This window comes from Methylomonas sp. EFPC3 (assembly GCF_029643245.1).
In the GTDB taxonomy this organism is placed as follows: Bacteria; Pseudomonadota; Gammaproteobacteria; order Methylococcales; family Methylomonadaceae; genus Methylomonas; species Methylomonas koyamae_B.
On sequence record NZ_CP116398.1, the window covers coordinates 3,114,362 to 3,137,946 of the forward strand.

General features: G+C 58.6%; 24 protein-coding genes. 14 read left to right on the forward strand and 10 right to left on the reverse strand.

What is annotated here, in order from left to right; genetic code table 11:
• The first annotated feature begins 66 nt into the window (after window positions 1-66).
• Entirely contained in the window at window positions 67-2,229 is a 2,163-nt protein-coding gene (locus tag PL263_RS13935) for a hemerythrin domain-containing protein (RefSeq protein WP_278209918.1), read from the forward strand.
• 24 nt (window positions 2,230-2,253) lie between these two features.
• Here the strand turns inward: PL263_RS13935 and PL263_RS13940 are convergent, their stop codons facing one another.
• Both PL263_RS13940 and PL263_RS13945 read right to left on the reverse strand, forming a co-directional pair.
• Window positions 2,254-3,249: a Gfo/Idh/MocA family oxidoreductase gene (locus PL263_RS13940; protein ID WP_278209919.1), complete on the reverse strand. Its 996-nt coding sequence runs from the start codon at window positions 3,247-3,249 to the stop codon at window positions 2,254-2,256.
• Window positions 3,250-3,274: 25 nt separating this feature from the next.
• Window positions 3,275-3,763, reverse strand: coding sequence for a GFA family protein (locus PL263_RS13945; RefSeq protein WP_278209920.1), 489 nt, complete (start codon window positions 3,761-3,763; stop codon window positions 3,275-3,277).
• Window positions 3,764-3,916: 153 nt separating this feature from the next.
• On the opposite strand from PL263_RS13945, the gene PL263_RS13950 reads away from it, so the two are divergent.
• Window positions 3,917-6,445, forward strand: a complete 2,529-nt coding sequence (locus tag PL263_RS13950; protein WP_278209921.1) for a TonB-dependent receptor — start codon at window positions 3,917-3,919, stop codon at window positions 6,443-6,445.
• Between the two features lie 26 nt (window positions 6,446-6,471).
• Entirely contained in the window at window positions 6,472-7,695 is a 1,224-nt protein-coding gene (locus PL263_RS13955; protein WP_278209928.1) for an exo-alpha-sialidase, read from the forward strand.
• Window positions 7,696-7,727: 32 nt separating this feature from the next.
• Here the strand turns inward: PL263_RS13955 and PL263_RS13960 are convergent, their stop codons facing one another.
• Genes PL263_RS13960 through PL263_RS13975 form a run of 4 tightly spaced genes read right to left on the reverse strand, consistent with a single transcriptional unit; the run spans window position 7,728 to window position 9,579 of the window.
• A complete protein-coding gene (locus PL263_RS13960) occupies window positions 7,728-8,084 on the reverse strand; it encodes a YciI family protein (protein WP_278209929.1) in 357 nt (118 codons plus the stop codon).
• Between the two features lie 14 nt (window positions 8,085-8,098).
• On the reverse strand, window positions 8,099-8,596 hold the full coding sequence (locus PL263_RS13965) for an SRPBCC family protein (protein WP_278209930.1): 498 nt from the start codon (window positions 8,594-8,596) through the stop codon (window positions 8,099-8,101).
• A gap of 22 nt (window positions 8,597-8,618) precedes the next feature.
• The gene (locus PL263_RS13970; protein WP_278209931.1) at window positions 8,619-9,089 is read right to left on the reverse strand and encodes a VOC family protein; all 471 of its coding nucleotides are present in this window, start codon (window positions 9,087-9,089) and stop codon (window positions 8,619-8,621) included.
• Between the two features lie 7 nt (window positions 9,090-9,096).
• Complete coding sequence (locus tag PL263_RS13975) at window positions 9,097-9,579, reverse strand: VOC family protein (RefSeq protein ID WP_278209932.1); 483 nt, start codon at window positions 9,577-9,579, stop codon at window positions 9,097-9,099.
• Between the two features lie 381 nt (window positions 9,580-9,960).
• Between PL263_RS13975 and PL263_RS13980 the strand changes: the two genes are divergently transcribed.
• The 3 genes from PL263_RS13980 (at window position 9,961) to PL263_RS13990 (ending at window position 12,921) form a co-directional block, all read left to right on the forward strand.
• Window positions 9,961-11,241: an amidohydrolase family protein gene (locus PL263_RS13980; RefSeq protein WP_278209933.1), complete on the forward strand. Its 1,281-nt coding sequence runs from the start codon at window positions 9,961-9,963 to the stop codon at window positions 11,239-11,241.
• Between the two features lie 94 nt (window positions 11,242-11,335).
• On the forward strand, window positions 11,336-11,938 hold the full coding sequence (locus PL263_RS13985) for a hypothetical protein (RefSeq protein WP_278209934.1): 603 nt from the start codon (window positions 11,336-11,338) through the stop codon (window positions 11,936-11,938).
• 167 nt (window positions 11,939-12,105) lie between these two features.
• Window positions 12,106-12,921 carry a protein phosphatase 2C domain-containing protein gene (locus PL263_RS13990; RefSeq protein WP_278209935.1) on the forward strand — a complete coding sequence of 272 codons (816 nt, stop codon included), beginning with the start codon at window positions 12,106-12,108 and terminating at the stop codon, window positions 12,919-12,921.
• 7 nt (window positions 12,922-12,928) lie between these two features.
• On the opposite strand, the gene PL263_RS13995 is transcribed toward PL263_RS13990, so the two are convergent.
• A complete protein-coding gene (locus PL263_RS13995; protein ID WP_278209936.1) occupies window positions 12,929-13,621 on the reverse strand; it encodes an FHA domain-containing protein in 693 nt (230 codons plus the stop codon).
• Between the two features lie 339 nt (window positions 13,622-13,960).
• Here PL263_RS13995 and PL263_RS14000 point away from each other — a divergent pair, with 339 nt between their 5' ends.
• Entirely contained in the window at window positions 13,961-14,125 is a 165-nt protein-coding gene (locus PL263_RS14000; RefSeq protein ID WP_186289644.1) for a hypothetical protein, read from the forward strand.
• A gap of 153 nt (window positions 14,126-14,278) precedes the next feature.
• On the opposite strand, the gene hemL is transcribed toward PL263_RS14000, so the two are convergent.
• The 3 genes from hemL to gmk form a co-directional block, all read right to left on the reverse strand.
• Complete coding sequence (gene hemL, locus PL263_RS14005) at window positions 14,279-15,556, reverse strand: glutamate-1-semialdehyde 2,1-aminomutase (protein WP_278209937.1); 1,278 nt, start codon at window positions 15,554-15,556, stop codon at window positions 14,279-14,281.
• Window positions 15,557-15,693: 137 nt separating this feature from the next.
• Window positions 15,694-16,158 carry a hypothetical protein gene (locus PL263_RS14010; protein WP_140913558.1) on the reverse strand — a complete coding sequence of 155 codons (465 nt, stop codon included), beginning with the start codon at window positions 16,156-16,158 and terminating at the stop codon, window positions 15,694-15,696.
• Window positions 16,159-16,181: 23 nt separating this feature from the next.
• Entirely contained in the window at window positions 16,182-16,796 is a 615-nt protein-coding gene (gmk, locus tag PL263_RS14015; protein WP_278209938.1) for a guanylate kinase, read from the reverse strand.
• A gap of 118 nt (window positions 16,797-16,914) precedes the next feature.
• On the opposite strand from gmk, the gene dnaA reads away from it, so the two are divergent.
• The 7 genes from dnaA to PL263_RS14050 all read left to right on the forward strand — a co-directional run bounded on the left by dnaA (window position 16,915) and on the right by PL263_RS14050 (window position 23,565).
• The gene (dnaA, locus tag PL263_RS14020; RefSeq protein WP_140913560.1) at window positions 16,915-18,231 is read left to right on the forward strand and encodes a chromosomal replication initiator protein DnaA; all 1,317 of its coding nucleotides are present in this window, start codon (window positions 16,915-16,917) and stop codon (window positions 18,229-18,231) included.
• A gap of 37 nt (window positions 18,232-18,268) precedes the next feature.
• Entirely contained in the window at window positions 18,269-18,445 is a 177-nt protein-coding gene (locus PL263_RS14025; RefSeq protein WP_278209939.1) for a hypothetical protein, read from the forward strand.
• Between the two features lie 97 nt (window positions 18,446-18,542).
• Complete coding sequence (locus tag PL263_RS14030; RefSeq protein ID WP_278209940.1) at window positions 18,543-19,349, forward strand: ABC transporter substrate-binding protein; 807 nt, start codon at window positions 18,543-18,545, stop codon at window positions 19,347-19,349.
• Between the two features lie 104 nt (window positions 19,350-19,453).
• Window positions 19,454-20,761: a DUF3422 domain-containing protein gene (locus PL263_RS14035; RefSeq protein ID WP_278209941.1), complete on the forward strand. Its 1,308-nt coding sequence runs from the start codon at window positions 19,454-19,456 to the stop codon at window positions 20,759-20,761.
• Window positions 20,762-20,878: 117 nt separating this feature from the next.
• Complete coding sequence (locus PL263_RS14040; protein ID WP_140913564.1) at window positions 20,879-21,328, forward strand: hypothetical protein; 450 nt, start codon at window positions 20,879-20,881, stop codon at window positions 21,326-21,328.
• Window positions 21,329-21,444: 116 nt separating this feature from the next.
• Window positions 21,445-22,542: an IS5 family transposase gene (locus tag PL263_RS14045; RefSeq protein ID WP_278209942.1), complete on the forward strand. Its 1,098-nt coding sequence runs from the start codon at window positions 21,445-21,447 to the stop codon at window positions 22,540-22,542.
• Between the two features lie 351 nt (window positions 22,543-22,893).
• Window positions 22,894-23,565 carry a VTT domain-containing protein gene (locus tag PL263_RS14050; RefSeq protein WP_278209943.1) on the forward strand — a complete coding sequence of 224 codons (672 nt, stop codon included), beginning with the start codon at window positions 22,894-22,896 and terminating at the stop codon, window positions 23,563-23,565.
• The last annotated feature ends 20 nt before the right edge of the window (window positions 23,566-23,585 follow it).

The window sequence follows — 23,585 nt, forward strand, 5'->3', positions numbered from 1 at the left end:
CGGCTATAAAACCGGCCGGGCAGGCCGTCGCTTCGCCCGGCTGTAACCACACCCAGGAGAACCGTTATGCGCATTTTATTGATCTCAACTGCCTTTTCGGGATTGACTCAACGCTTTTACACCGAACTCGACGACGCCGGTTACGACGTCTCGGTGGAATTGCATCACGGCAACGACGCGCAACTGACCGAAGGCGTGGAATTATTCAAACCGGATCTGATTCTTTGCCCTTACCTGACCCGGCGCCTGCCGGAAAACATCTACCACAAATATCTCTGCCTGATCGTGCATCCCGGCATCAAAGGCGATCGCGGCCCGTCGTCGCTGGACTGGGCGATTCAGGAACGGCTGCCGGAATGGGGAGTAACGCTACTGGCCGCCGACCGGGAAATGGATACCGGCGCCATCTGGGCGACCAAATGTTTCCCGCTACGCCAAGCCAACAAGAGCAGCATATTCAATCGGGAAGTAGCGCAGTGCGCGGTGGATTGCCTGTGGGAAGCCATGACCTATCTGGATTCGGCCCATTTCCGGCCGGAACCGCTGGATTACAACCGGGCCGATGTCAAAGGCCGGCTGCGGCCGGCAATAAAACAAGCCGATCGCCGTATCGACTGGAAACGGCACACGACCGCCGAAATCCTGGCCAGAATCCATGCCGCCGACGGTAGCCCCGGCGTGCTGGACGAGCTCTACGGCCGGCCGTTTTACTTATACAACGCCACGGCCGGCGAACGCTGCGGCGGCAAACCCGGCGAAATCGTCGCGGTTGCCGACGGCGCGATTTGCCGCGCCACGCTCGACGGCTCAATCTGGATCGGCCACCTGAAACCCAAAACCGGCGATGCCAGCGCAATCAAACTGCCGGCGGTAACCGCATTGGCCGATTTGCTGCCGGAACCGCCAGCCGGCCTGTCCGGCTGGTTCGGCAAAACCGTCAAACGCCACGAACCGGATTACACCCGGCCAGGCCGACAATATCCCTGGCAGGAAGTCTGGTACGAAATCGCCGGCCAGGCCGCCTATTTACATTTTCAGTTTCACAACGGCGGCATGTCCACCGAGCAATGCCGCTTGTTGTTGCGGGTTTATCAACACGTGGCGACGCTGGATGTGAAAGCCATCGTCTTGACCGGCGGCGAAGATTTCTGGTCCAACGGCATTCATTTAAACCTGATCGAGGCTGCGGCCAATCCGGCCGACGAATCCTGGGACAACATCAATGCGATCGACGACCTGATCCGGCAGATCATTACCACCATGGACAAAATCACTGTCGCGGCGGTGGCCGGCAACGCCGGCGCAGGCGGCGCGATTCTGGCACTGGCGCCGGATAAAGTATTCGTTCGCGACGGCGTCGTCTTCAACCCGCACTACAAAAACATGGGCGAGTTGTACGGCTCCGAATATTGGACCTATTTATTGCCGAAGCGGGTCGGCCACGCCGCCGCGGCCGAATTGACCGAACGGCGCCTGCCGGTCAGCGCCCGCCGGGCCTGGCACCTGGGCATGATCGACAAGGTGCTCGACCGGCAGCATGCGATCTTTGCCGCACAAATCCGCCATTCGGTAAACACCTTGATCGCCGACCCGGCCAATCTGCAGAAAATGCTGGCCGAAAAAGCCGCGGTCCGCTGCCGGGACGAAGCCATCAAACCGCTGGCGGCGTACCGGAAATTCGAGTTGGCGCAAATGTATGCCAACTTTTACGGCAGCGATGCCTACCATCAGGCCCGTAAAGCGTTCGTCTTCAAAAAAAGCGACGACAAAACCGCGGACTACCTCGCCAAACATCGCCAACCGGCCGGCGTGACCAAGGCGGTGCCCGGCAGCATGGCGCATTGCGTGTGGCAGGATTGTTATGCGATGGGCGACCCTCAAGTGGACAATCAACACCAAGACTTCTTCAAGATTGCCGACAAACTGCTGGCGGCCCGCAACAAGGACGAACGGCTGGACTTGATGTTCGAGCTGTATCAGCACGTCAAGGAACATTTCGCCGAGGAAGAAGCGCTGATGAAAAAATCGGGTTTCCAGCATTACCCCAACCACGCCAAGGAACACAATCTGATGCTGGAGAAGCTACTGGAAATGGACAAAAAAATTCAGCGCGACCAACTGGCTCCAACCGACCTGCCGGAATTCATCGAGCGCTGGACCAAGCACATCGTCAACTCCGACATGGCCTTCAGCCAACACTGGAAGGAGATGAACGTGTTCAGTGTTTAACCGTTTGTTTGGCAAGAGTGACTTTCACCCCAAATGCCCGCAAATCGCGTCCATCACCCAGTTGGTTCTGGCCGCGGTTTCGCCGGTGGACGACGCGCAGCCCTGGCCGCGTAATTCGGCGACAATCGCTTCGATCAGGTGCAACTGGATGTTTTCCGGATTGGGCGGCAGAAATTGCCGGGTTCCGGCCGCGTTTTCCAGCACGATCGGAGTAAAGGCGAAACTGGAAAAACTTAGCGCACCGGCGCTGCCCAGAATTTCGACGCTGTCGGCCCGGCTGGTTTCGGCGGCGGCAAAACACCAAAAACCGGAGCCGATTGCGCCGTTGGCAAAGCGAAACGCCGCGGCAACGGTATCTTCTGCCCGGTAAAGCCCACCGCGATTGGCGCAATGGCCGGTGACGTCGACGATCGGACCCAAAATGAAATCCAGCGCGTCCAGTGTATGGCAGGCCAGATCGTAAAAATAGCCGCCGCCGGCGATATCCGGATTAACCCGCCAGGGCAATTGCTCCGGATTGCGGTCGGCCGGGCGCGGGGTTTGCACCAAACGGATGTTGACCGCCAATACCGAGCCGATCGCGGCGGCGTCGATCAGGGCCTTGACCTGCAAGAAGTAGGGCAACGCGCGGCGGTAATAGGCCACGAACAGCGGCAATCCGGCGGCGCGGGCGGTTTGGTTCATCACCAGACAATCGGCATAACGGCAGGCCATCGGCTTTTCCACGTAAACCGGCTTACCGGCGCGCAAGGCTTGCAGCGCATATTCGGCATGGCTGGACGGCGGTGTCGCGATATACACGGCATTGACTGCCGGATCGGCTATCAGCTTTTTCGCATCCGCGTACCAGCGCGGCACGCCGTGGCGCGCCGCATAATCCGCCGCTTTCTCGACGCTACGGCCCATCACCGCGACCAGTCGGGAATGGGCGACCTTGTTGAAAGCCGGCGCACTTTTTCGTTCGGTGACCGCGCCGCAGCCGATCATGCCCCAGCGGACTTCGTCGAGTCGGATTGCCATCGGCTTGAAATCGCGAACAGATGGCTCAGGTCGGGTACGTGGCGTAGCGCGGCAAATCGTCGCCGGCGCAAGACCAGTCGGCTCTTGAATCCCAGAAAATCCGGGCTTGCGGCTGGATCGGCGCGTCGTCGTCCAAGGTGCCGGCCGGAATCAATACCGCGGCCAATTCCGGCACGAAACGGGCCACGGCGCAGCCGCATTCGCTGCAAAACTGGCGGGCAAAGCGCTGCGCTTCGGGTACTTTGTAACGTTTCAGCAAGGACTCGCCTTGGATAAAGCTCAAGCTGGCGTTGCCGAGGAATAGATTGCTGGCATGGCCGCTACCGGAGGCTTTGCGGCAGCGTTGGCAGTGGCAGTGGTAAAAGCGTTGCGGTTCGCCGCGGACTTGAAACTTTACGGCGCCGCACAAGCAACTGCCGTTTAACGTGGTTTCCGACATGGGGCCTCCTGTTTTGTCGATAGCCGCAAACGCCGCGCCGGCCGATTGCTGCGGGTGGTGAATCGATTGCAGCATGCACCGGCAGCCGTTGCGCCGTCAAGCCGCGGCGCGGTCGGCGCCATCGGCCGGAAAAAAATCGTCGACAGTACTGAGGGAAACGTCCGCTGGCTCGTCTTCATTGCAGCTTCAAGGTTTGAGGCATCTTTCGTATCGATTCAGGAGATAGCAATGGCCAGCCGAAACAGCCGCAGTTTGCGCGGCGTATTCCGTCCTTCCCCGTTTATATCACGGACGCTGCCGTTGGCGGCGTTGGCGCTCGCCAGCATGCCGCCGGCATTTGCCGCCGAGCGGACCCTGGGGTTCGACATCCCGCCGCAGGCTTTGGCATCGGCGTTGAACGCGTTTGCCGACGCCAGCGGCATGGCGCTGAGTTATCCGGCGGAACTGGCGGCTGGCCTGCAATCGCCGGGCGTGAAAGGCCAGTACACACCGCAGCAGGCGCTGCAAAGGCTATTGTCCGCTTCCGGGCTGACGCCGCGTACGACGGCAAACGGCAGCGTCACGCTGGAAAGAGCGCAGAGTTCGCAAGCCGACGTTTCGACCTTGTCGGCCGTAACGGTCTCCGGTTCCCGCAGTTACGGCGCGAGCGATCCTTACAGCAAGGACTATGCTGTCGATAAGTCCTTCGCCGCGACCAAAACCAATACCCCGATTTTCGAAACGCCGACCTCGATCCAGGTCGTATCGCGAGCGGTGATGGACGACCAAAAAACCACCCGGATCAAGGATGCGCTGGAGAACGTCAGCGGCGTGCGCGCCAATCCTTCTCTCGGCGGCGGGACCGGCTTCATCATCCGCGGCTTCCGCAACGCCAACGTCTACCGCAACGGCCTGATGGCCAGCGAAGCCTTTTTCGGCGACTTTGACGCCGCCAATCTGGAAAACATCGAGGTCGTCAAAGGCCCCGCCCAACTTTACGGCCGTACCGAGCCGGGCGGCATGATCAATCTGACCACCAAACGTGGCCTGGACACCGCGTACTACTCGCTGGAACAGCAGTTCGGTAATTACGACCATTACCGGACGCAATGGGATGCCGGCGGGCCGCTGACAGCGGATAAGTCGCTGGTCTACCGCTTCTCCGGCGCCTACCAGAGCAACGGCTCGTTCCGGGATTTCGTCTCGGTGGACCGGATGGTATTCAATCCCAGCATTACCTGGCGGCCCAGCGATGCCACCGATCTGACATTGGATATCGAGGGCACCGATAAAACCGCTCCGGCCGACTTCGGTATTCCGGTAATCGGCAATCGGCCGGCGGCAATACCGATCAGTCGCAATCTGGGCGATCCGAACACGCCGGTGGGCGAGCAATCCGGCGTCAAAATCGGTACCGAAATCAACCACCGCTTCAATAAGGATTGGGCCATTCACAACCGCTTTCTGGCCAGTCTGGCGGAGGGCGGCACGACCTTTGTCAATCCGGGACCGGCGTTTAACGCAGCCGCCGCGCTGAACCAGACCACCGGACTGATGCAGCGCAATATTTTTCGGCAAATGACCGAACAGGAGCATTACGCGGCCAACCTGGATATCACCGGCAAATTTCAAACCGGCGAGTTGAAGCACGACCTGTTACTCGGATTCGATTTTTATCGCACGTTCAACAAGTACGGCGGCGACGGTCGTTGGAAGAGCGCGGATCCGGCACTGGCAATCAATATCTACGATCCTTACCCGAGTTACGGTATACCCCAAGCGACGTTCGACAATGCCTTTGCCACGGTCGGCGACACCTTCGGCACTGCTACGAATGGCGGCATCGGTAACCGGGCCTTGATTTACAACGGCTGGTACGGCGTGTATTTTCAGGACCAAATCACATTGTGGGATAAGCTGCACATCATGGGCGGCGGCCGTTACGACTGGACCGAGACCGGGCGCGGCAACGGTTTCGATTTCGCGACTGCCGAAAGCCGGGTCAACGCCTTTAAACGGGAGGATCAGGGTTTCAGTCCCAAAGTCGGCATTGCCTACGAATTGTTCGACGAATTGAACCTGTACGGCAACTGGACCACCTCGTTCGGCGCCAATAACGCGCCCGGCGCCGACGGCAGAACCTTCGACCCGCAGATCGGCGAACAATTCGAGGCCGGTATCAAGACTCGCTTGTTCGACCAACGCTTGTTGGCGACCTTGGCCTATTTCCATTTGGAAAAAGACAATATTCTGGTCAACGATTTGAGCACGCCGGACCCGTTTGACAAAATCGCGAATCTGCAGCGCAGCCAGGGCATCGAGTTAGACGTAACCGGTTACTTGAGCAACGATTTCAGTCTGATTGGCAGTTATGCCTTTACCGATGCCAGAATTCTCAAGGATTACGGTGGCACTACCCGCGGTAACCGTTTGAACAACGTACCGGAACATTCCGGTAGTTTGTGGTTACGCTACGACGCCAACGGCTATGCCGCCAAAGACGGCTTCAGCGCCGGCCTCGGCGGGGTTGCCGCCGGACAGCGCGAGGGCGACAATGCCAACAGTTTCCAGATGCCGGGCTACGTGCGGATGGATGCGTTTTTGGCGTATAAACACAAAATCGGCGGTTCCAGGATTACCGCCCAATTCAACATTCGCAATTTACTGGATAAGAAATATTACGAATCCACTGATCCCGATTCCAACGTCGCGCCAGCGCTGGGCGTTTATCCGGGCGCACCGCTGACCGCGGTCGGCTCGATTCGGGTGGAATATTAATCCGGCAGCGATACGAGGCACAAGGTATGAACATATTGAAGCGGGCGGAAACAACCCAATTTGCAGTCCTGGTTTTGCTGGCGAGCGCTAGTTCAGCCGCCTGCGCCGACCGGCCGATGCCGTGGCGGGAACTGGCAGTACCGGCGACCGAGAATAGCCAACAACACCATCTGGAAAAAACCGCGACGGGCGAACTGATCCTGAGTTGGGTGGAGACCGAAGGTCCGACCAACACTGCAAAATTCGCGGTGCTGGAGAAATCGGGTTGGAGCCTGCCGTTAACGGTAACCCGCGAGGACGGCAAACTGGCCGATCCGCCGGTGGTGCTGGGTTTGAGCGACGGCAGTCTGGCCGCGGCCTGGATGCCGTACCCGAAGGAATCCGCGGACCGCTACGCGAGCGATATTTACGTTGCGCGCTCGATCGACGGCGGCCTGAGCTGGAGCGCGCCGCTGAAACCTTACGGCGAGGCGGCGCGGATCTACGACGCGCAAATGTCGCTGGCGGCTCTGCCGGGCGCGCGTCTGGCGTTGGTCTGGACCGATATGCGCTTCGCCAGCCACGCTCCGGACGCCGATAAAAAAGTCAACCGTTACCAGTTGATGTCGACGGTGGTCGACAAAGAGTGGCAGGCCAGCCCCGAGCGGATTCTGGACAACGACGTTTGTTCCTGCTGCCGCAGCTACACCGCGGCGCTGGGCGAACGCTTGCTGACGGTGTACCGCGACCATGCCGCCGGCGAAATCCGCGATATCAGCGCAGTGCGCTGGCAACCGGTTGACGCAACGCCCCAAATCGGCGGCGTCCACGCCGACGGCTGGGTGATCGGCGGTTGCCCGAGCAACGGGCCGTCGGTCGATCTGGCGCCGGCCAATGCTGTGGTGGCCTGGTTCAGCGCCGCCGACGGCAAGGGCCGGGTCAAGGCGGCGTTCTCGCACGACGGTGGCGAAACGTTCCAGGCGCCTATCGAATTGGATGCCGACGCCAGCGGTTACGCCAACGCCTTGTTGCTGGAAGACGGTTCGGCACTGGTCAGTTGGCGCGGCCGGCAGGGGCCGGACGACGAGTTACGCGTCGCCAGGCTCGGCGAGGACGGTAAAATCAGCCGGCGCACCACGCTCTACCGCGGCGGCTTTCCGAAATGGCCCAGCAAGTATCTGGCGACGCAAGTAATCGGCAACCAAGCCTACGTGGCCTGGACCGATCCGGCTCTGAAGCGGGTACGACTGGCCGTGGTCGAATTGAATTGAGCCGGCTGCTCCGAGGTTACGCTTCGGCTAAATCACGACCCCGGCAAACCGCCCAGTTCGATCAACGGCCGGACCTCTACAGTGCCCTTGCGCGCCATCGGGATGCGTTCCGCGGCGGCCAGGGCTTGATCCAGGTCAGGCACGTCAATCAGGTAATAGCCGCCGAGTTGCTCGCGGGTTTCGGCAAACGGACCGTCCGTAACCAAAAGCTTGCCGTCCCGCACCCGGACGCTGGTCGCCAGCGCGGTCGGTTGCAACGGGCTGGCGGCGACGAATTGGCCTTTGGCCGCCAAATCCTGCGCCAGTTGGCGCGATTCGTCGTAACAGGCTTGGCGTTCGGCTTCGGCCAGGTTTTGTTCTTCAAAATAGATCAATAGCAGGTATTTCAAGTTACCTCCTTCGCTTAGCGATTCTTCAGATAAGCCAGCATTTGCTCCAGCGCCTTGCCCCAGCCTTCCTCGAAGCCCAGCGCCGCGTGTTGCTCGCGGCCGGCGGGGTCGGCGTGCAGTACGGTGGCTCGATACAACGTGCCTTGCGGGTGGTCGCTCAACTCGATGATGCCGGTCATCGCAAAATCGCCGCAGGCTGCGGCATTGTCGGAGCCGAACGGTTTGGGCCGGAAGCCGGGCAGCAGCGTATTGGTCCAGACCAGACGCTGGTGTTCGACTATTTCCAGGTAGCAGCCGGCATGCGGAAACTCGGCGCCTTCCGGCGAGCGCATCGTGGTCAAAAAGGCGCCGCCGGGTTTCAAGTCGATTTCGCAGGCTACGGTCTGCCACGGCAGCGGGCAAAACCAAGGCATCAGGTGCTCCGGCACGGTCCAGGCCTGCCAGATTTGTGCTCTGGGCAGGTCGACGCTACGTTCGAATACCAGGTCGAGTTGCGGGTCGAATAAGGTCATTTGCTGTCTCCTAAAAATAAAGTCAGGCCGCGGCGGCCTGTTCCAACGCGGCGATATCGATCTTGCGCATTTGCAGCATCGCTTGCATCACCCGCCCGGCCTTGGCCGGATCGGGATCGCCGAGCAAGCGGCCGAGCGCGGTCGGTACGATTTGCCAAGGTACGCCGAAGCGGTCGGCCAACCAGCCGCATTGGTTGGGTTGGCCGCCCTCGGACAGTTTGTCCCAGTAGTAGTCGACTTCGTCCTGGGTTTCGCAATTGACGACAAACGATACCGCTTGATTGAAACCGAATGCCGGGCCGCCGTTCAACGCGACGAATTCCTGGCCGTTCAGGACAAAGCCGGCGGTCATCAGCGTGCCTTCCGGCAATGGCGCGCCGGCCGGGTAACGGCTGAGGTTCAGGACTTTGCCGTCCTTGAATACCGACAGGTAGAAATTCATGGCCGGTTCGGCCTGGTCGTCAAACCAGAGACACGGGGTAATCGTTGCCATGGTTGCCTCACGCACAATCGCCGCCGGCGGCGACCAGCGCATCCATCTTCGCTTGAAATTCGCTGCCGTCGACATCGGCGACGTGGGTCGCCAACATCCATTGGTGGCCGAACGGGTCGGTGACGACGCCCATCCGGTCGCCCCAGAATTGGTCGGCCGGTTCCATTACCGGCGTGGCGCCGGCCGCCACGGCTTGGGCAAATCCGGCATCGACGTCGTTGAGATACATGTGCAGTTTGACCGGGGTACCGCCCAACTTGTGCGGCGAGGCCGAGCCGGCATTCGGGTATTCGTCGGAAATCATGAAATGCGATACGCCGATGGTGAATTCGGCATGGCCGATTTTGTCGCCGGGCATGAGCAGGCGCATGATTTCGACGGCGCCGAACGCCTGCTGGTAAAACGCCAATGCGGCGGCGGCATCGTCGACGGTCAGATAAGGCGTGACGCTTTGGTAGCCTTCGGGGATCGGTTTGACGGGTGAGTTCATCGTTTGCTCCTGTGTCGTAAATGAAAGGGTTCGCCAGCTAGTCGAACGGCAAACGCGAAAATCGACAAACACCACCGATATTTTTCCTCCTGGGGTTCCGTCCGGCCCAATGCCCGCCGCCCAAGCCAATCCGGGCCGGTTAGTCCAAGCCGCCGTCCTGTCAATCAAGCTCACAGTCAATCCGCCGATTTAATCCGTTTGCCATAACAAAGACTCCGTTACGCATAAAACCGGGCGCGGTTAAACCGATACCATACTCACCGGCCCAGCCAGCAAATATTGCCTGATAACACAATGACTTAGTTGATCATGTACTGCGTTTGGCGATGCGGCCGGCCGAGCCGGTTTTTATAACTACAACTCACGCGACAAGGACACCTTATGCCACGCCCCCAAAGATCGTTTACCTTGAATACCCTGGCTTTGGCCGTATTGGCCGCCTCCTGCCCGAGCTTCGCCGCCACCGCTCCGGTATCCTGCAAATTGATCAGCGCTGCCCGCCTGTTCGACGGCAACGAAGTGCAATTCAACAAAAGCGTGCTGGTGGTCGGCGACAAAGTAAAGGCCGTCGGCGATTACGCCAGCCTGAGCGGCCAATGTGCGACCCGTTACAACCTGGGCGACGCGACGATTCTGCCGGGCTTCATCGAGTCGCACGCCCACGTCACGTTTCAGAACGTCAGCAAGGACAAAATCCTCGAGCACGGCATTACCACCGTGCAGGATACCGGCGGCCCGTTGCTGCCTCCCCAAGGCGGCAACGGTAGCCTGCGCCTGCTGAGCACCGGGCCGATTCTGCAAGCGCAGGGCGGTTATCCGCTGAATGTGTTCACCCCGGACGATACCGGCGGCGGTTACGACAAGGTTGGTTTGGCCATCGCCGCCAATGCCACGGAAAGCCAAGTCAGAGCCATCGTGCAAAATCTGGTGGCCGGCGGCGCCTCGGCGATCAAGATCGCATTGGAGCCGGGCGGCGAAGCCGGTGCGCCGTGGATGATGTCGCACGGCCACGGCGAGGTGCCGGCCGCACCCTGGCCGGTATTGTCGCAGCAGCAAGTGGCCTGGATCGTCAGCGAAGCGCATAACCACGGCAAGCGGGTACTGGCTCACGTCGGCGAAAACAGCGGTTTCGAGCTTGCCTACGCGGCCGGCGTCGACATGTTGGCTCATATGCCGTGTTCTGCGCTCAACGCCGAATTGCTGCATTCCGCGGTACACGACGGCATGGAATTCATGACCACGATCGACACCTTGGCCTCGTGCGGCGCCGGCCTCTACCAAAACGCCCATACGGTGGGCCACGTGTACCAGGAACATGCCGGCGAAGGCTTGGCCTTCCCGCTGGTTTACGGCTCCGAAATCGCCCACGACAACGTGCCGTGGGGCATCAACGGCGAGGAATTGCATCTGATGTTGCATACCGGCAGCGGCGATTCGATCGATTTCATCGACGTACTGAACGTATTGCGCTCGGCCACCTCCGCCGCCGCCGCCCGCTTGGCCACCGGCATTCCCGGACTCGGCACGCTGTCGACCAACGCCCCGGCCGACTTGATTGCGGTCAAGGGCAATGCGCTGGAGCGCTTCAAATTGCTGGAATACCCGGATCTGGTCATGTCCGGCGGCAAACTGGTGGTGAATAAATTCTCGCCGACCCGCTAACCGTCGCACTAGCGACTTCCCGTCGGCGCAGCGCCATCGCGGCGGCGGGTATCTACCGGTTTCCATTCTTTAATCGCTTTTATCCGATACGGCCATGAAAAAACTTCATCTCGCATTATTTTGTTTCGCTTTATCCATTCTGAAGGTCGGCAACGCCGATGCCGCCATTTTGAGTTTCGACGACGTGACCGCCGATGCGGAAGCAGCGATCGCCGACGGCTACGCCGGGTTGAATTGGTCCAATTTCTGGGTACAGAACCCGCAATTGGCCCAGGTCGCGGATTTCGATTCCGGCTTTTACCACGGCGTGGTATCGACGGACTATTCGGCCTTCAACGCCGACGGCGGCCCGGCCAGTATTCGCTCGAACAGCTTGTTCGATTTCCGCTCTGCATATTTCGCTGCCGCTTCGCGCTGGGGCCTGCAGATCACTGCCAGCGGTTACCTGAACGGCGACCTGCTTTACCAACAGCAATTGCTGGTCAACACCGACGCCGCACAGTTATTCAACCTGAACTTTGCCGGCATCGATACTTTGGAGTTCGTTGCCAGCGGCGGCGAGGACTATCTCGGCGCCGGTTTCCATTTCACACTGGACAACGCCGACATCGCGGCACCGGTGCCGTTACCGGCGGCAGTGTGGCTGTTCGGCGCCGGCTTGGCCGGACTACTGGGTTTGCAGCGACGTAGCGCATAGATTGCTGACGATTCCGTACAAACTGAAACCGCCTGCGGGCGGTTTTTTTATGCGGCTTGCTGGCGTTGGGGCCGGCAATTCGGCGCCTCGACCTTGACAATTGGGCCGGTTACGGCCACTTTTCGCTAGCGCAGTTCGATAAATTGCCCGTTCTGAAGGATACCGCCATGCCGGCCGCACCCATTTTCAACCGTTACTTCGTTTATGGCGCCAGCGACCGGGGCCGAGTACGCGAGATTAACGAAGACACCATCCTGCTCAGTCCTGAAACCGGGATCTGTTTGCTGGCGGACGGCATGGGCGGGCATGGCCGCGGCGATATTGCCAGCCAGCAGACCGTCGCCGAGGTCGAGCGCCTGATCGCCCGCCATCTGCCGCCCGTGCCCGCCAGCCGAACGCCAGCTTGGCTAGGCCGCTGGTTCAAGTCGGCCGAACCCTCCGATCCCCATCTGCCGGCGCGGCAGCTCGATTTGCTGGCGGATCTGATCCGCGAAGCCAACCGTACGCTTTACCGAAGCAACTGCGAATGGGGAGCGGCCGACGGTAGCGGTTGCGGCACGACCTTGGTCGGCTGCCGGCTTCTGCCCGACTTAGCGGCAATGCAGATATTTCACATCGGCGACAGCCGTTTGTACCGCTGGCGCGGCGATGCGTTACAGGCCTTGACCGCCGACCACTCGTTGCTGCGGCAATGGCAGGATGCCGGCCGAATCGGCGAACCGCCGCCCGGCAACCGCTTATACCAAGCTATCGGCCCCAATCCGGCAATCGAGCCGGAAACCCAAGTGGTTGAGATAGCTCCCGGCGACGGCTTTTTATTGTGTTCGGACGGTTTGACCGGCATGTTGGGAGACGCTGAAATCGCAGCCTTGCTGGCGGGTCTGAGCCCGGCAAATCTGGAAGCAAAAACCCTGGCTTTAATTGCCGCCGCCAATGCCGCCGGCGGTAAAGACAATATCTCGGTGATATTGATCTGCCAGTAACGCCGTTCTATTGCTCGACGTATTTCATCAATACTTTTTTCACCAGAATATTGTCGTCGTGAACCAGGCGAACTTGCTGGCCGACTTCGCGGCCGTTCAGGCGGATGTGTTTGTCGACGACGGGCGTCAGGTAGTAGTGGTCCCCGAGGCGGATGATTTCTGCGATCAGTTTCGGCGTAAACCAACCGCCCACCCGCACGTTACACTCCGGGCCTTTGCCTATCGTGTAGTAATCCTTGTTCAATAACAATTTATTGATATTGCGTGCCTCGCCGTGCATCAGCAAGGCCTGGTTGCCGGGCCGAGCAGCCGCTGCGGGCTGGCCGGAGCCGGTCGCCGGGTTGACCAGCAACGTACGGTCGAAATCGTCTAATTGGGCGGAGAGGGCCGGGTTCAGGCCTGGCGCCGTAGGTTGGTCGACAAATTTCAAATCGTGCTTGCCGACGGTAACGACGTCGCCGAAACGGAGTTTGTGCCGGCCGGCAATCTTGGTCCCGTTTAAATACGTGCCGTTGGTGCTGCTCATGTCCTCCAGCCACCATTCGCCGTCTTGGCGGGAAATCGCCGCATGCACCAGCGATACACCCTTGTTGCCGATATACACCTGGTTATAGGTCGCCCGGCCGATACTGCAGGCCTGATCGCCGATCTCGACTACGTTTTGCAGCGAGCTGTTGAAATAAATCTCGACAAAACTCATAGCTCCACCCCCGCGCTGAAATTGGTCACCCGCACAAGTATTGGCCGGAGCGGTCAAAAAGTCATGAATTAATTCGGTTTGGCTGGTCTGGAAAAGCGCGTCGTCCGAGATTTGGACGCCGAGAAACCTGAGCGGGCGTACAAATATCGGCCGGCGATTTTACTTTCCGTACCGCCAAGCCTTGCCAAATCCGGCGTGAAATCGTATTAGTCGCGGCACAATGGCGCTCGAAAATCGGCAGCGCTATTGAAAAACCGGGATGGCGCCTCCATGTTACCGGGCCGGCCCCCCAGATCGGGCTGATTAGCCTTAAAGATTCAGACTTAACGGAGAAAATGTATGTTGAAGAAATGCCCTCATTGCAACCGTGTCAGCGACACCGACGATTTTTGTACGTTGCATGGTAAGGCTCGGGTCACGATGAAACCGGTGATCGATTTCAAATCCACGGCCATTCAAGAGCCTAAGGTACAAAAGACTGCAACGGACCAGGATCTGCTCTAATCCGGCCAAAACCGACGGCGGGCGGCTCTTCCGACGGCCATTCGGCCTGGAGCCGCCTGCGATCTCTGATCCCGGCCGCAGAATTCGATCGGCCGCCAGCAACTCCCCCCGCTTTCTTATCCGCCGCCGATTCCGCTCAGGCCGACTGCCGGCCTAGACCTTAAAGACCGTGGCGGCCGCCTCTACGGTAGCCTGCAAATCTTGATCGGTATGCGCCGCCGAAACAAACCCTGCCTCGAACGCCGACGGCGCCAGATACACGCCCTGATCCAGCATCGCATGGAAAAAACGTTTGAAGCGCTCGACATCGCAGGCCATGACCTGCGCGAAGCGGGTGATGGATTTTTCGGGGCTGAAGAACAGACCGAACATGCCGCCGACCTGGTTGGTGGTGAACGGGATGCCGGCTTGGTCGGCGGCGGTTTGCAGGCCATGCAGCAGTTTGGCGGTTTTGGCGGCCAACTCGTCGTAAAAACCCGGCGCGGAAATCAGTTCCAGGGTTTTCAGGCCGGCGGCCATTGCCACCGGACAGCCGGACAGGGTGCCGGCCTGATAAACCGGGCCGAGCGGTGCCAAATATTCCATGATCTTGCGGCTGCCGCCGAAGGCGCCGACCGGCAAACCGCCGCCGATGATTTTGCCTAGCGTGGTCAGGTCCGGTTTGATGCCGTAGAGGCCTTGTGCGCCTTGCAGGCCGACGCGGAAGCCGGTCATCACTTCGTCGAAAATCAATACGCTACCGTAGCGATCGCAGACCTCGCGCAGGGTTTGCAGAAAGCCCGGTTCTGGCGGGATGCAATTCATGTTGCCGGCCACCGGCTCGACGATGATGCAGGCGATTTGCTCGCCGATGTCGGCGAAGGTTTGTGTGACCGCATCGCTATCGTTGTAAGCCAGGGTGATGGTGTCGGCGGCCAAGGCGGCGGGGACACCCGGCGAGCTGGGCACGCCCAGGGTCAGCGCGCCGGAACCGGCCTTGACCAGCAACGAATCGGAATGGCCGTGGTAGCAGCCTTCGAATTTGACGATTTTGTCGCGGCCGGTGTAGCCGCGCGCCAGCCGCAGGGCGCTCATCGTCGCTTCGGTGCCGGAGCTGACCATGCGCACCATGTCGATGGACGGCAGGAGTTCGCAGACGGTTTGCGCCATCACGGTTTCGATTTCAGTCGGCGCGCCGAAGCTGAGGCCTTTTTCGGCGGAAACTTTGACGGCGTCGATCACCGCCGGATGGGCGTGGCCCAAAATCATCGGCCCCCAGGAGCCGACGTAGTCGATGTAGCGCTTGCCTTCGCTGTCCCAGACGTAGGCGCCCTGGGCGCGGTCGAAGTAAACCGGGGTGCCGCCGACGCCCTTGAAGGCGCGCACCGGCGAGTTGACGCCGCCGGGAATGACTTGTTGGGCTTGGGAGAATAGTTCGCTGGATAGTGTCATGGTCTGTACAATCGGATTGAAGTTGATCGAGCCTGAAGCGCGAGGCTGGCGGGAGCGTTTCCGGGAGCGCCGGCCGAGCTGCCCGGTCAGGGCAGCCGGAGCGAATCGGGCCGCCGGCGCCGGCGGCCCGTTTGCCGTTAGTTGGCGGAATTATCCGAAGGTTTGCCGAACAAATGCGGTCCTTTCGGCTGCGGTTTGCTTTGCAAGCAGAAATACGCGGCAGCGTCGAATTTGATGCCCAGGGTCTGGGTATCTTCGTGGTCCTCGATATATTTTTCGGCGTCGATTTCCGACAGGTCTTTCATGATGTGCTCGGCGATGCAATCGCAAGTTTGCTTGAAACGCGGCTCGTCGACGTCTTTATTGACCGAGTTTTTCAACTCGCGCTCGACGCATTTGGCCGAGAACTCCTTTTCGAATTGGCGTTTTTCCGCACCGCTGGCTTCGCCGGTGTCGTCGCGGTGTACGGATTTTTTCAAGGCGCCGGTTTTGGCGGCTTTCGGGGCTTCTGCTTCGGCTTTGTCATCGGAGCAGGCCGACAGCAGTAATAGGACAGGAAGCAAGGCGAGGGCGAGGGCCCGTTTCAACGAGTTGTTTTTCATGATGTGTGCTGTCTGATTTGGTTTTAGTTGAGTAAGTCCTGTAACAACGGGGCCAGCGTTTGCTGCTGGCTATCCTGGCGCAAGCGATTGGCGACGATGATGCTCTTCAACTGGCGCAAGGCCAGTTCGAAATCGTCGTTGACGATCAGGTAATCGAACTCCGGATAATGGCTCATTTCGGTTACCGCATCGCGCATGCGCCGGGCGATGACCTCGGCATTGTCCTGGCCGCGGTTTTGCAGGCGTTCGCGCAGTATTTCGATCGACGGCGGCAAGATAAAGATCGATTGACTGGCCGGCAGCATACGCCGCACCTGCTGCGCACCCTGCCAGTCGATTTCCAGAATCACGTCCAGGCCGGACGCCAGATTGTCCTGCACCGTCTGTTGCGCCGTACCGTAAAAGTTGTCGAACACTTGTGCGTGTTCCAGAAACGCCTGGTTTTCGATCATGGTTTTGAATTCATCGACCGAGACGAAAAAGTAATCGGTACCGTGACGCTCGCCGCTACGCATCGGCCGCGTGGTATGCGAGACCGACACCGTCAATCCGTCCAGTTCGGTAAACAGCTGTTTGACCAAGCTGGTTTTACCGGCGCCGGACGGTGCGGAAATGATATAAAGTCTGCCCGTAGTCATTTATTTATTCAGGGTTATCCATGCGGCCGCCATTCTTTTCTGATAACGCCTAAGAGTCAAGCCCCGCCGCGTGCTGTGGTATGATGCAAGGCCTTTCTCTGCCCCTTCTTTAACGCCGATGAGTGTGATTTGGAACAACTGCCTGGCCAAACTGGAACATGAAATCCCGAGCGCGGATTTCAGTACCTGGATCAGGCCGCTGCAAGCTGTGGAGTCCGACAGCCAACTGAAGTTGCTCGCCCCCAACCGTTTCATTATCGACCATATCAAACAACACTTTTTTTCGATCATCGAAGACGCGGTCAACGAATTCTCGAATGCGACGCTGTCGGTGCATTTCGAGATCGGCTCCAAGAAAGCGCCGGCCATCAAAGCGCCGACCTTGAGCAAGAGTTCGACCCAGAAAAAGAACCAGCCCAATTTTCTGAACAAGGCCTTCACCTTCGAGAGCTTCGTCGAAGGTAAATCCAACCAGTTGGCGCGGGCGGCATCGGTCACGGTATCCGACAATATCGGCAAGGTCTACAACCCGCTGTTCATCTACGGCAGCTCCGGCCTGGGCAAAACTCATTTGATGCATGCCATCGGCAACGCGGTGCTGCTGAAAAAACCGGATGCCAACATCGTCTACCTGCACTCGGAAAAATTCGTGCAGGACATGGTCAAGGCCCTGCAACAGAACAGCATCAACCAGTTTAAAGAGTACTACCGCAGCATCGACATCTTGTTGATGGACGACATCCAGTTTCTGGCCGGCAAGGAGCGCTCGCAGGAGGAGTTTTTCCATACCTTCAACAATCTGCTGGATAACAAGCACCAGGTGGTACTGACCTGCGACAAATACCCGAAGGAAATCGACGGCCTGGAAGACCGGCTGAAATCGCGCTTCGGCTGGGGCTTGCCGGTGGCGATCGAGCCGCCGGACTTGGAAACCCGCACCGCGATTCTGATTAAAAAAGCCTTGCAGGTCGGCGTCGAGCTGGATCAGGAAATCGCTTTTTTCATCGCCAAACGCATTCCGTCCAACGTGCGTGACCTGGAAGGCGCGCTGCGGCGGGTGGTGGCCAACTCCCAATTCACCGGCCGCGAAATCACGCTGGAATTCACCAAGGAAGCGCTGCACGATTTGATCAGTCTGCAGGACAAACTGATCAGTATCGACAACATCCAGAAAACCGTGGCGGAGTACTTCAAGATTCGGGTCGCCGATTTGTCATCGAAAAACCGCAAACAATCCATCACCCGGCCGCGGCAGGTGGCGATGAGCCTGGCGCGCGAATTGACCTCGCACAGTTATCCGGAAATCGGCGACGCTTTCGGCGGCCGCGACCATACCACCGTGATCAACGCCTGCAAACGCATCGCCGAACTGAAGGAGGAGGACGTGAAAATGGCCGAAGACTACAAAAACCTGCTGCGGACCTTATCGCATTGATCGGTCCTGACCCGCTTTCCCCGCTGTTGGCTGCACCTTGAAACGCCATCTACTCAGTGCCTCGATTTTTCTGGCCGCAACCTTGCTTTATCTGGTAGGTTATTCCAAAACCAGCGCTGCCGCGGCGATCGCCGGAGGCGTATTCGAAGCTTGGTTTTGGCTCAGAATGTTCGAACAGCCACAGAGCGACGATATCGACCCGGCGAACCGATAAAGTTAGCCGCAGCCCGGCTACGAGCGCCTCGATCCGCGCTCATGGAAAACGGCGGAAAGGACCGAGTAAGCGATAAGGAACAAATCAAGGATTCAACATGAACGGCCCGCAACGCATCGTCTGTTTGACCGGCGAAACCACGGAAGTGCTTTATTTGCTGAACCAGCAATGGCGGATTGCCGGCATCTCCGGTTACACCACCCGCCCGGCCGCAGCACGTAAAGAAAAACCCAAAGTCGCCGCCTTCACCTCGGCCAACATCGGCAAGATTCTGGCATTGAACCCCGATTTAGTGTTGACCTGCACCAATCTGCAAGCCGACATTGCCGCGGCACTGATCAAAGCCGGCATCGAAGTGCATGCCTTCAACCAGCGTTCGTTAGCCGGCATCCTGCAAATGGTTTCCACGCTCGGCGCACTGGTCGATGCCGCCGAAGCCGCCGCCGCATTGCGTGCCGAGTTAGAGCGGCAGATCGCCTCGGCCCGCGCCGCAGCCGAATCGATGGCTGTCAGGCCGAAAATTTATTTCGAGGAATGGAATGAACCTCTGATTAGCGGCATCGGTTGGGTTTCGGAGATTATCGAACTGGCTGGCGGCAACGATTGCTTTGCCGAGCTGGCCGGTCAGGCTTCGGCCAAAGGCCGGATCATTGACGACCCGAATCGGGTCGTCGAGCGCCAACCCGACATCATCGTCGGCTCTTGGTGCGGCAAGAAATTCCGCCCGGAACAGCTTGCCGGCCGCCCCGGCTGGGACCTTATTCCGGCAGTACGCGACGGTTTCGTCCGCGAAATCAAATCGGCCGATATCCTGCAACCCGGCCCCGCGGTGTTGCAGCACGGCCTGCGGCAGATGCAGCACATCGTCCGGCAATGGTCGGCATGGCAGGCGGCACATGGTTAAACCAGCCGGCACGACAAATCGAAAACCATACTCGACCCGCTGCCGCAGCATTACGTTTTGCTGCGGTCTGGCGGCATATCTTCCAGACTTTTAATCGACGTCCCGTGGCTACTTTATTTCAAATTCCGCCGAACCACCCGCAACGCTTCGTCCTGCATAACGAAGTCCATGCCCGCGCCTCATCGATTCGCAGCCTGCCGGTGCGGGCCAGCTACTTGGCCTTGGCGCTGTCCGGCGAGGAAAAGCTGCGCGAACGCCAGCACCTGATCGCGCTGTGCCAACGCTACGGCGCCGCCGCGCCCGACCACGACGCCGACCATTTCAGCGCCGGCTTCGACGCGTTTCAGATGAGTTGGGAACAGCACGGCGAATTCAGCACCTACACCTTTTACGCCTACGACGGCGAGAGCGAACCGTTTGCCGAACCGGCCTTAAAAAAAGTCCCGGTGGACTGGCTATCGAAAATCGCCGGCCAAACCATGGTGGCCGCCCATGCCTGCGTGGTGACGGCCGCCGACATCGATTACCAGGACGGCATGGATTTAAGCCCGCTGTCCGCCTATTTTGCCGGCAACCCGATCGTCGGCTCCAAGGTCACCGGCGGCGCGGCGTCGGTCTTCACCGATTTTCGGATCCATGTGGACGGCTTCAGCCGGTTTCTGGTGGTCGACCAAAACCTGAAAACCGCCCAAGCCGGCCGCCTGCTGCACCGCCTGTTCGACATCGAGGTTTACCGGGTACTGGCATTGCTGGCTTTTCCGATCGCCCGCAAACTCTATCCCGAATTAAAAAGGGCCGACCGCCAGTTATACGCAATCACTAACTCGATGACCCAGCCGGACGCCGACGACGCCAAATTGCTCGACGAACTGACCGCACTGGCCGCCGAAGTGGAAAACCACATTTCGTCGCACCAGTTCCGGTTTGCGGCGGCCAGCGCTTACTACCATCTGGTCGGCCAACGTCTGACTGATTTGCGCGAAGCGCGGATCCAAGGTATTCAAACCCTCGGCGAGTTCATCAAACGCCGCCTTGAGCCGGCAATGAACACCTGCGCCTCGACCTCGCACCGGTTCAACCTGGTTTCGGAACGGGTCAGCAACGCCAGCCAACTGTTACGTACCAAAGTCGATATCATCATCGAACGCCAAAACCAGGGCTTGCTATCGTCGATGGCCTTGCGCGCCAAGATGCAACTACGTATGCAACAAACGGTCGAAGGGATTTCGATTGTGGCGATCGCATATTACGCCGCCAGTTTGGTCGGTAAAATTGCCGAAGCCCTGCATAGCGCGGGCTGGCATGTGAACCCCGAAATTGCCGAGGGTATCGCTATCCCGTTTATTTTGATCGCGATCGGCATCGTCACCAAACGCATCCACCGCATTATTGAAAACACGACGGATTTGTAAAGCATATTCCGCCGTCGCTTTGGAGTTTATTGGTTATTTTAACTGCGGCGACAAACCGCCGGCGTTACCCGGATTGAATCTAAATCGACCACATTACATCTTGAAACTAAACTAATAATGAAACTTCGCGTTATTCTAAAAAGATTCTCGCATCCGCAAGTTAGAAGGCGATTGAAAATCGGGTTGTCGCTTTGGGCGGCAGCCATCGTTTTAAGTTTGATTTCCAAAATATCCTACGATATCGGCTATTTCAAAGCCCAGTCGCTGATTGACGAAAAAAATGCGTCGAATCAGGTGGCACGGCAGCTTCTGACACCGGAGACCGCACAGCGCATTGTCACCGGCGCATTGAAGGAAGACCCCAATAACCCGAAAACCGTGGTAGTCCAGGTCACCGACAATAACCCGAAACTGTCGACAATCATTATCGAAAATAATAAGCAAAAAAGAATCGCCTGGATTATAGATTTACACTTGTATTTTACCGGCGACCTATATAGCGATAACGGCTACAATTTAACCCAATCCATGGAGTATCAAAATAATATTATTACCGGCCCACGTTAGATTGGGACCGCTTATGTATTTAGCAGGCTGGTGAAAAACTCCCAAAGCCAAGCAATCCGAGACCGATAACTGCTGGTACCGGTTAAAATAGGCTACCTAAATTTGGAGATGCCCCAATGCGCGGACACGATGCCATCCAACACAGCTGGTTCAGCTATGTCAGCCTGGAAGACCGTATTCCCAAACAACATCCGCTACGCCGCTTACGGCTATTGGTCGATGGCGTCTTGGCCTCAATGGATGCCGTGTTCGCCGAGCGTTACTCCCACACCGGTCGCCCGTCGATTGCCCCTGAAAAACTGCTGCGCGCCTTGCTGTTGCAAGTGCTCTATACCGTTCGCAGTGAGCGACAGTTGATGGAACAACTGGACTACAACCTGCTGTTTCGCTGGTTTGTCGGCTTGGGCATCGACGATACTGTCTGGGAACGCACGGTATTCAGCGCCAACCGCGAGCGCCTATTGTCCGAATCCCTCAGCCGCGAATTTTTCACCCGAGTGCTGGCCATAGCGGAATGGCAAAACCTGGTGTCCGACGAACACTTCAGTGTCGACGGCAGCCTGATCGAAGCCTGGGCCTCGCACAAAAGCTTCGTAAAAAAAGACGGTAGCGGTCCGGATAAGCCCGCCGGCCGCAATCCCGAGGTCGACTTCAGCGGCGAAAAGCGCAGCAACGCCACCCACCAAAGCACGACAGACCCGGAAGCCCGGCTCTACAAGAAAGGCGAATACACCGAGGCCAAACTGCGCTACATCACCCATGCCCTGTCCGAGAACCGTAACGGCCTGATTGTCGATGTCGAAACCACCCAAGCTACCGGCACCGCCGAAATCGAAGCCGCCCAAAAAATGGTCAAACGCCGCGTGCCCAAAGGCGGCAGCGTCGGTGCCGACAAAGGCTACGACCAACCGGCGTTCGTCAACCAACTCAACGCGCAAGACATCAAAGCCCATGTGGCCCGCAAAAAGACCGGCAGTGCCATCGATGGCCGCACCGCTCGCGGCAAAGGCTATGCCCAAAGCCTCAAGCGCCGCAAAATCGTCGAAGAGGCCTTCGGCTGGATCAAGACGGTCGGAGGCCTGCGCAAAACCCGCCACATGGGTTTAGCCAAAGTGGCAGGCCAAGCCTTATTTTGCTTTGCCGCGTACAACCTGACACGGCTGCTGAACTTACTGGTATTCACGCCGAAACCGGCGTGGGCTACGCCCGCCTAGGGCGAAGTGCGCCTGAAGACCGTCCAAAGACGGCGTCAGGTGGATAAAAAGGCCTCGAAACAGAGGCCTAACCGTTGAAACTCGATTTTATGACTGATTTCAACGCGAAAAAATCACGAGAACCGCGGGTAAGGGAAAATAGGCGCGAGTTTTTCACCAGCCTGTTAGGCCGAGTTGCCGATTATAAAACCGATAGCCGACGCTACAATCAACCGCAGTAAGGCGAAACCCGGCCGATTGTCATACCCCGGTCATATCGCTATGTTTGGATAGGAGGCCAATTCCTGCGGCAGGTATTCCCCGGCCGATATTGGCTCAGCCGTCCCCTCAACCGGAACCCGATCCAAAAGCATGCGCACCCAGTCGACAATTCTCGCCATTTTGTTGGTAACCTTGCTGGGCATCGCCGCATTTCGACACGGTACGCCCGGATTGCACGATATCGAACTCCACAAACAGGCCATCGGCCTTTTCATCGATAGCCATTACGGGGCGGCGGTCGTTTTATTCTTTCTTCTGTGCACGATTTTCATCAACTCACCGCTACCTTTGGCCGCGGCCATGAAAATCCTGTCCGGCTATTTCTTCGGGTTTTACCTGGGCGCGGTTTACAACGTCGGCGCAACGCTATTGGCATGTTTAATGGGATTTTGGCTGAGCCGTTACGCCCTTAGAAGCCGATTCGAGCGCTTGTTCTACAGCCGCCTGGAAGCCATCGAACACGAAATCGAACGCAACGGCTTTTACTATTTCCTTAGCCTGCGCGTCGCTATGGTAGTGCCCTATTTCCTGATCAACTTCGTCGCCGGGTTATCCAGACTATCGCTCAAGGATTATCTGCTCAGCACCTTGCTGGGCGTGGTGCCAGCGTCGTTGATTTATGCCAACGGCGGCGAACGATTGGAACAGATCCACTCCGCGGCCGACTTGTTCGAATGGCATACAGCCGGTTCGCTGGCGTTAATGGCAAGCGCCAGTCTGATCCCGGTATGGTTTCGGCGCAGCAGCCGCTACTCGGATTAGGCCGGCTGATACTGCCCTCA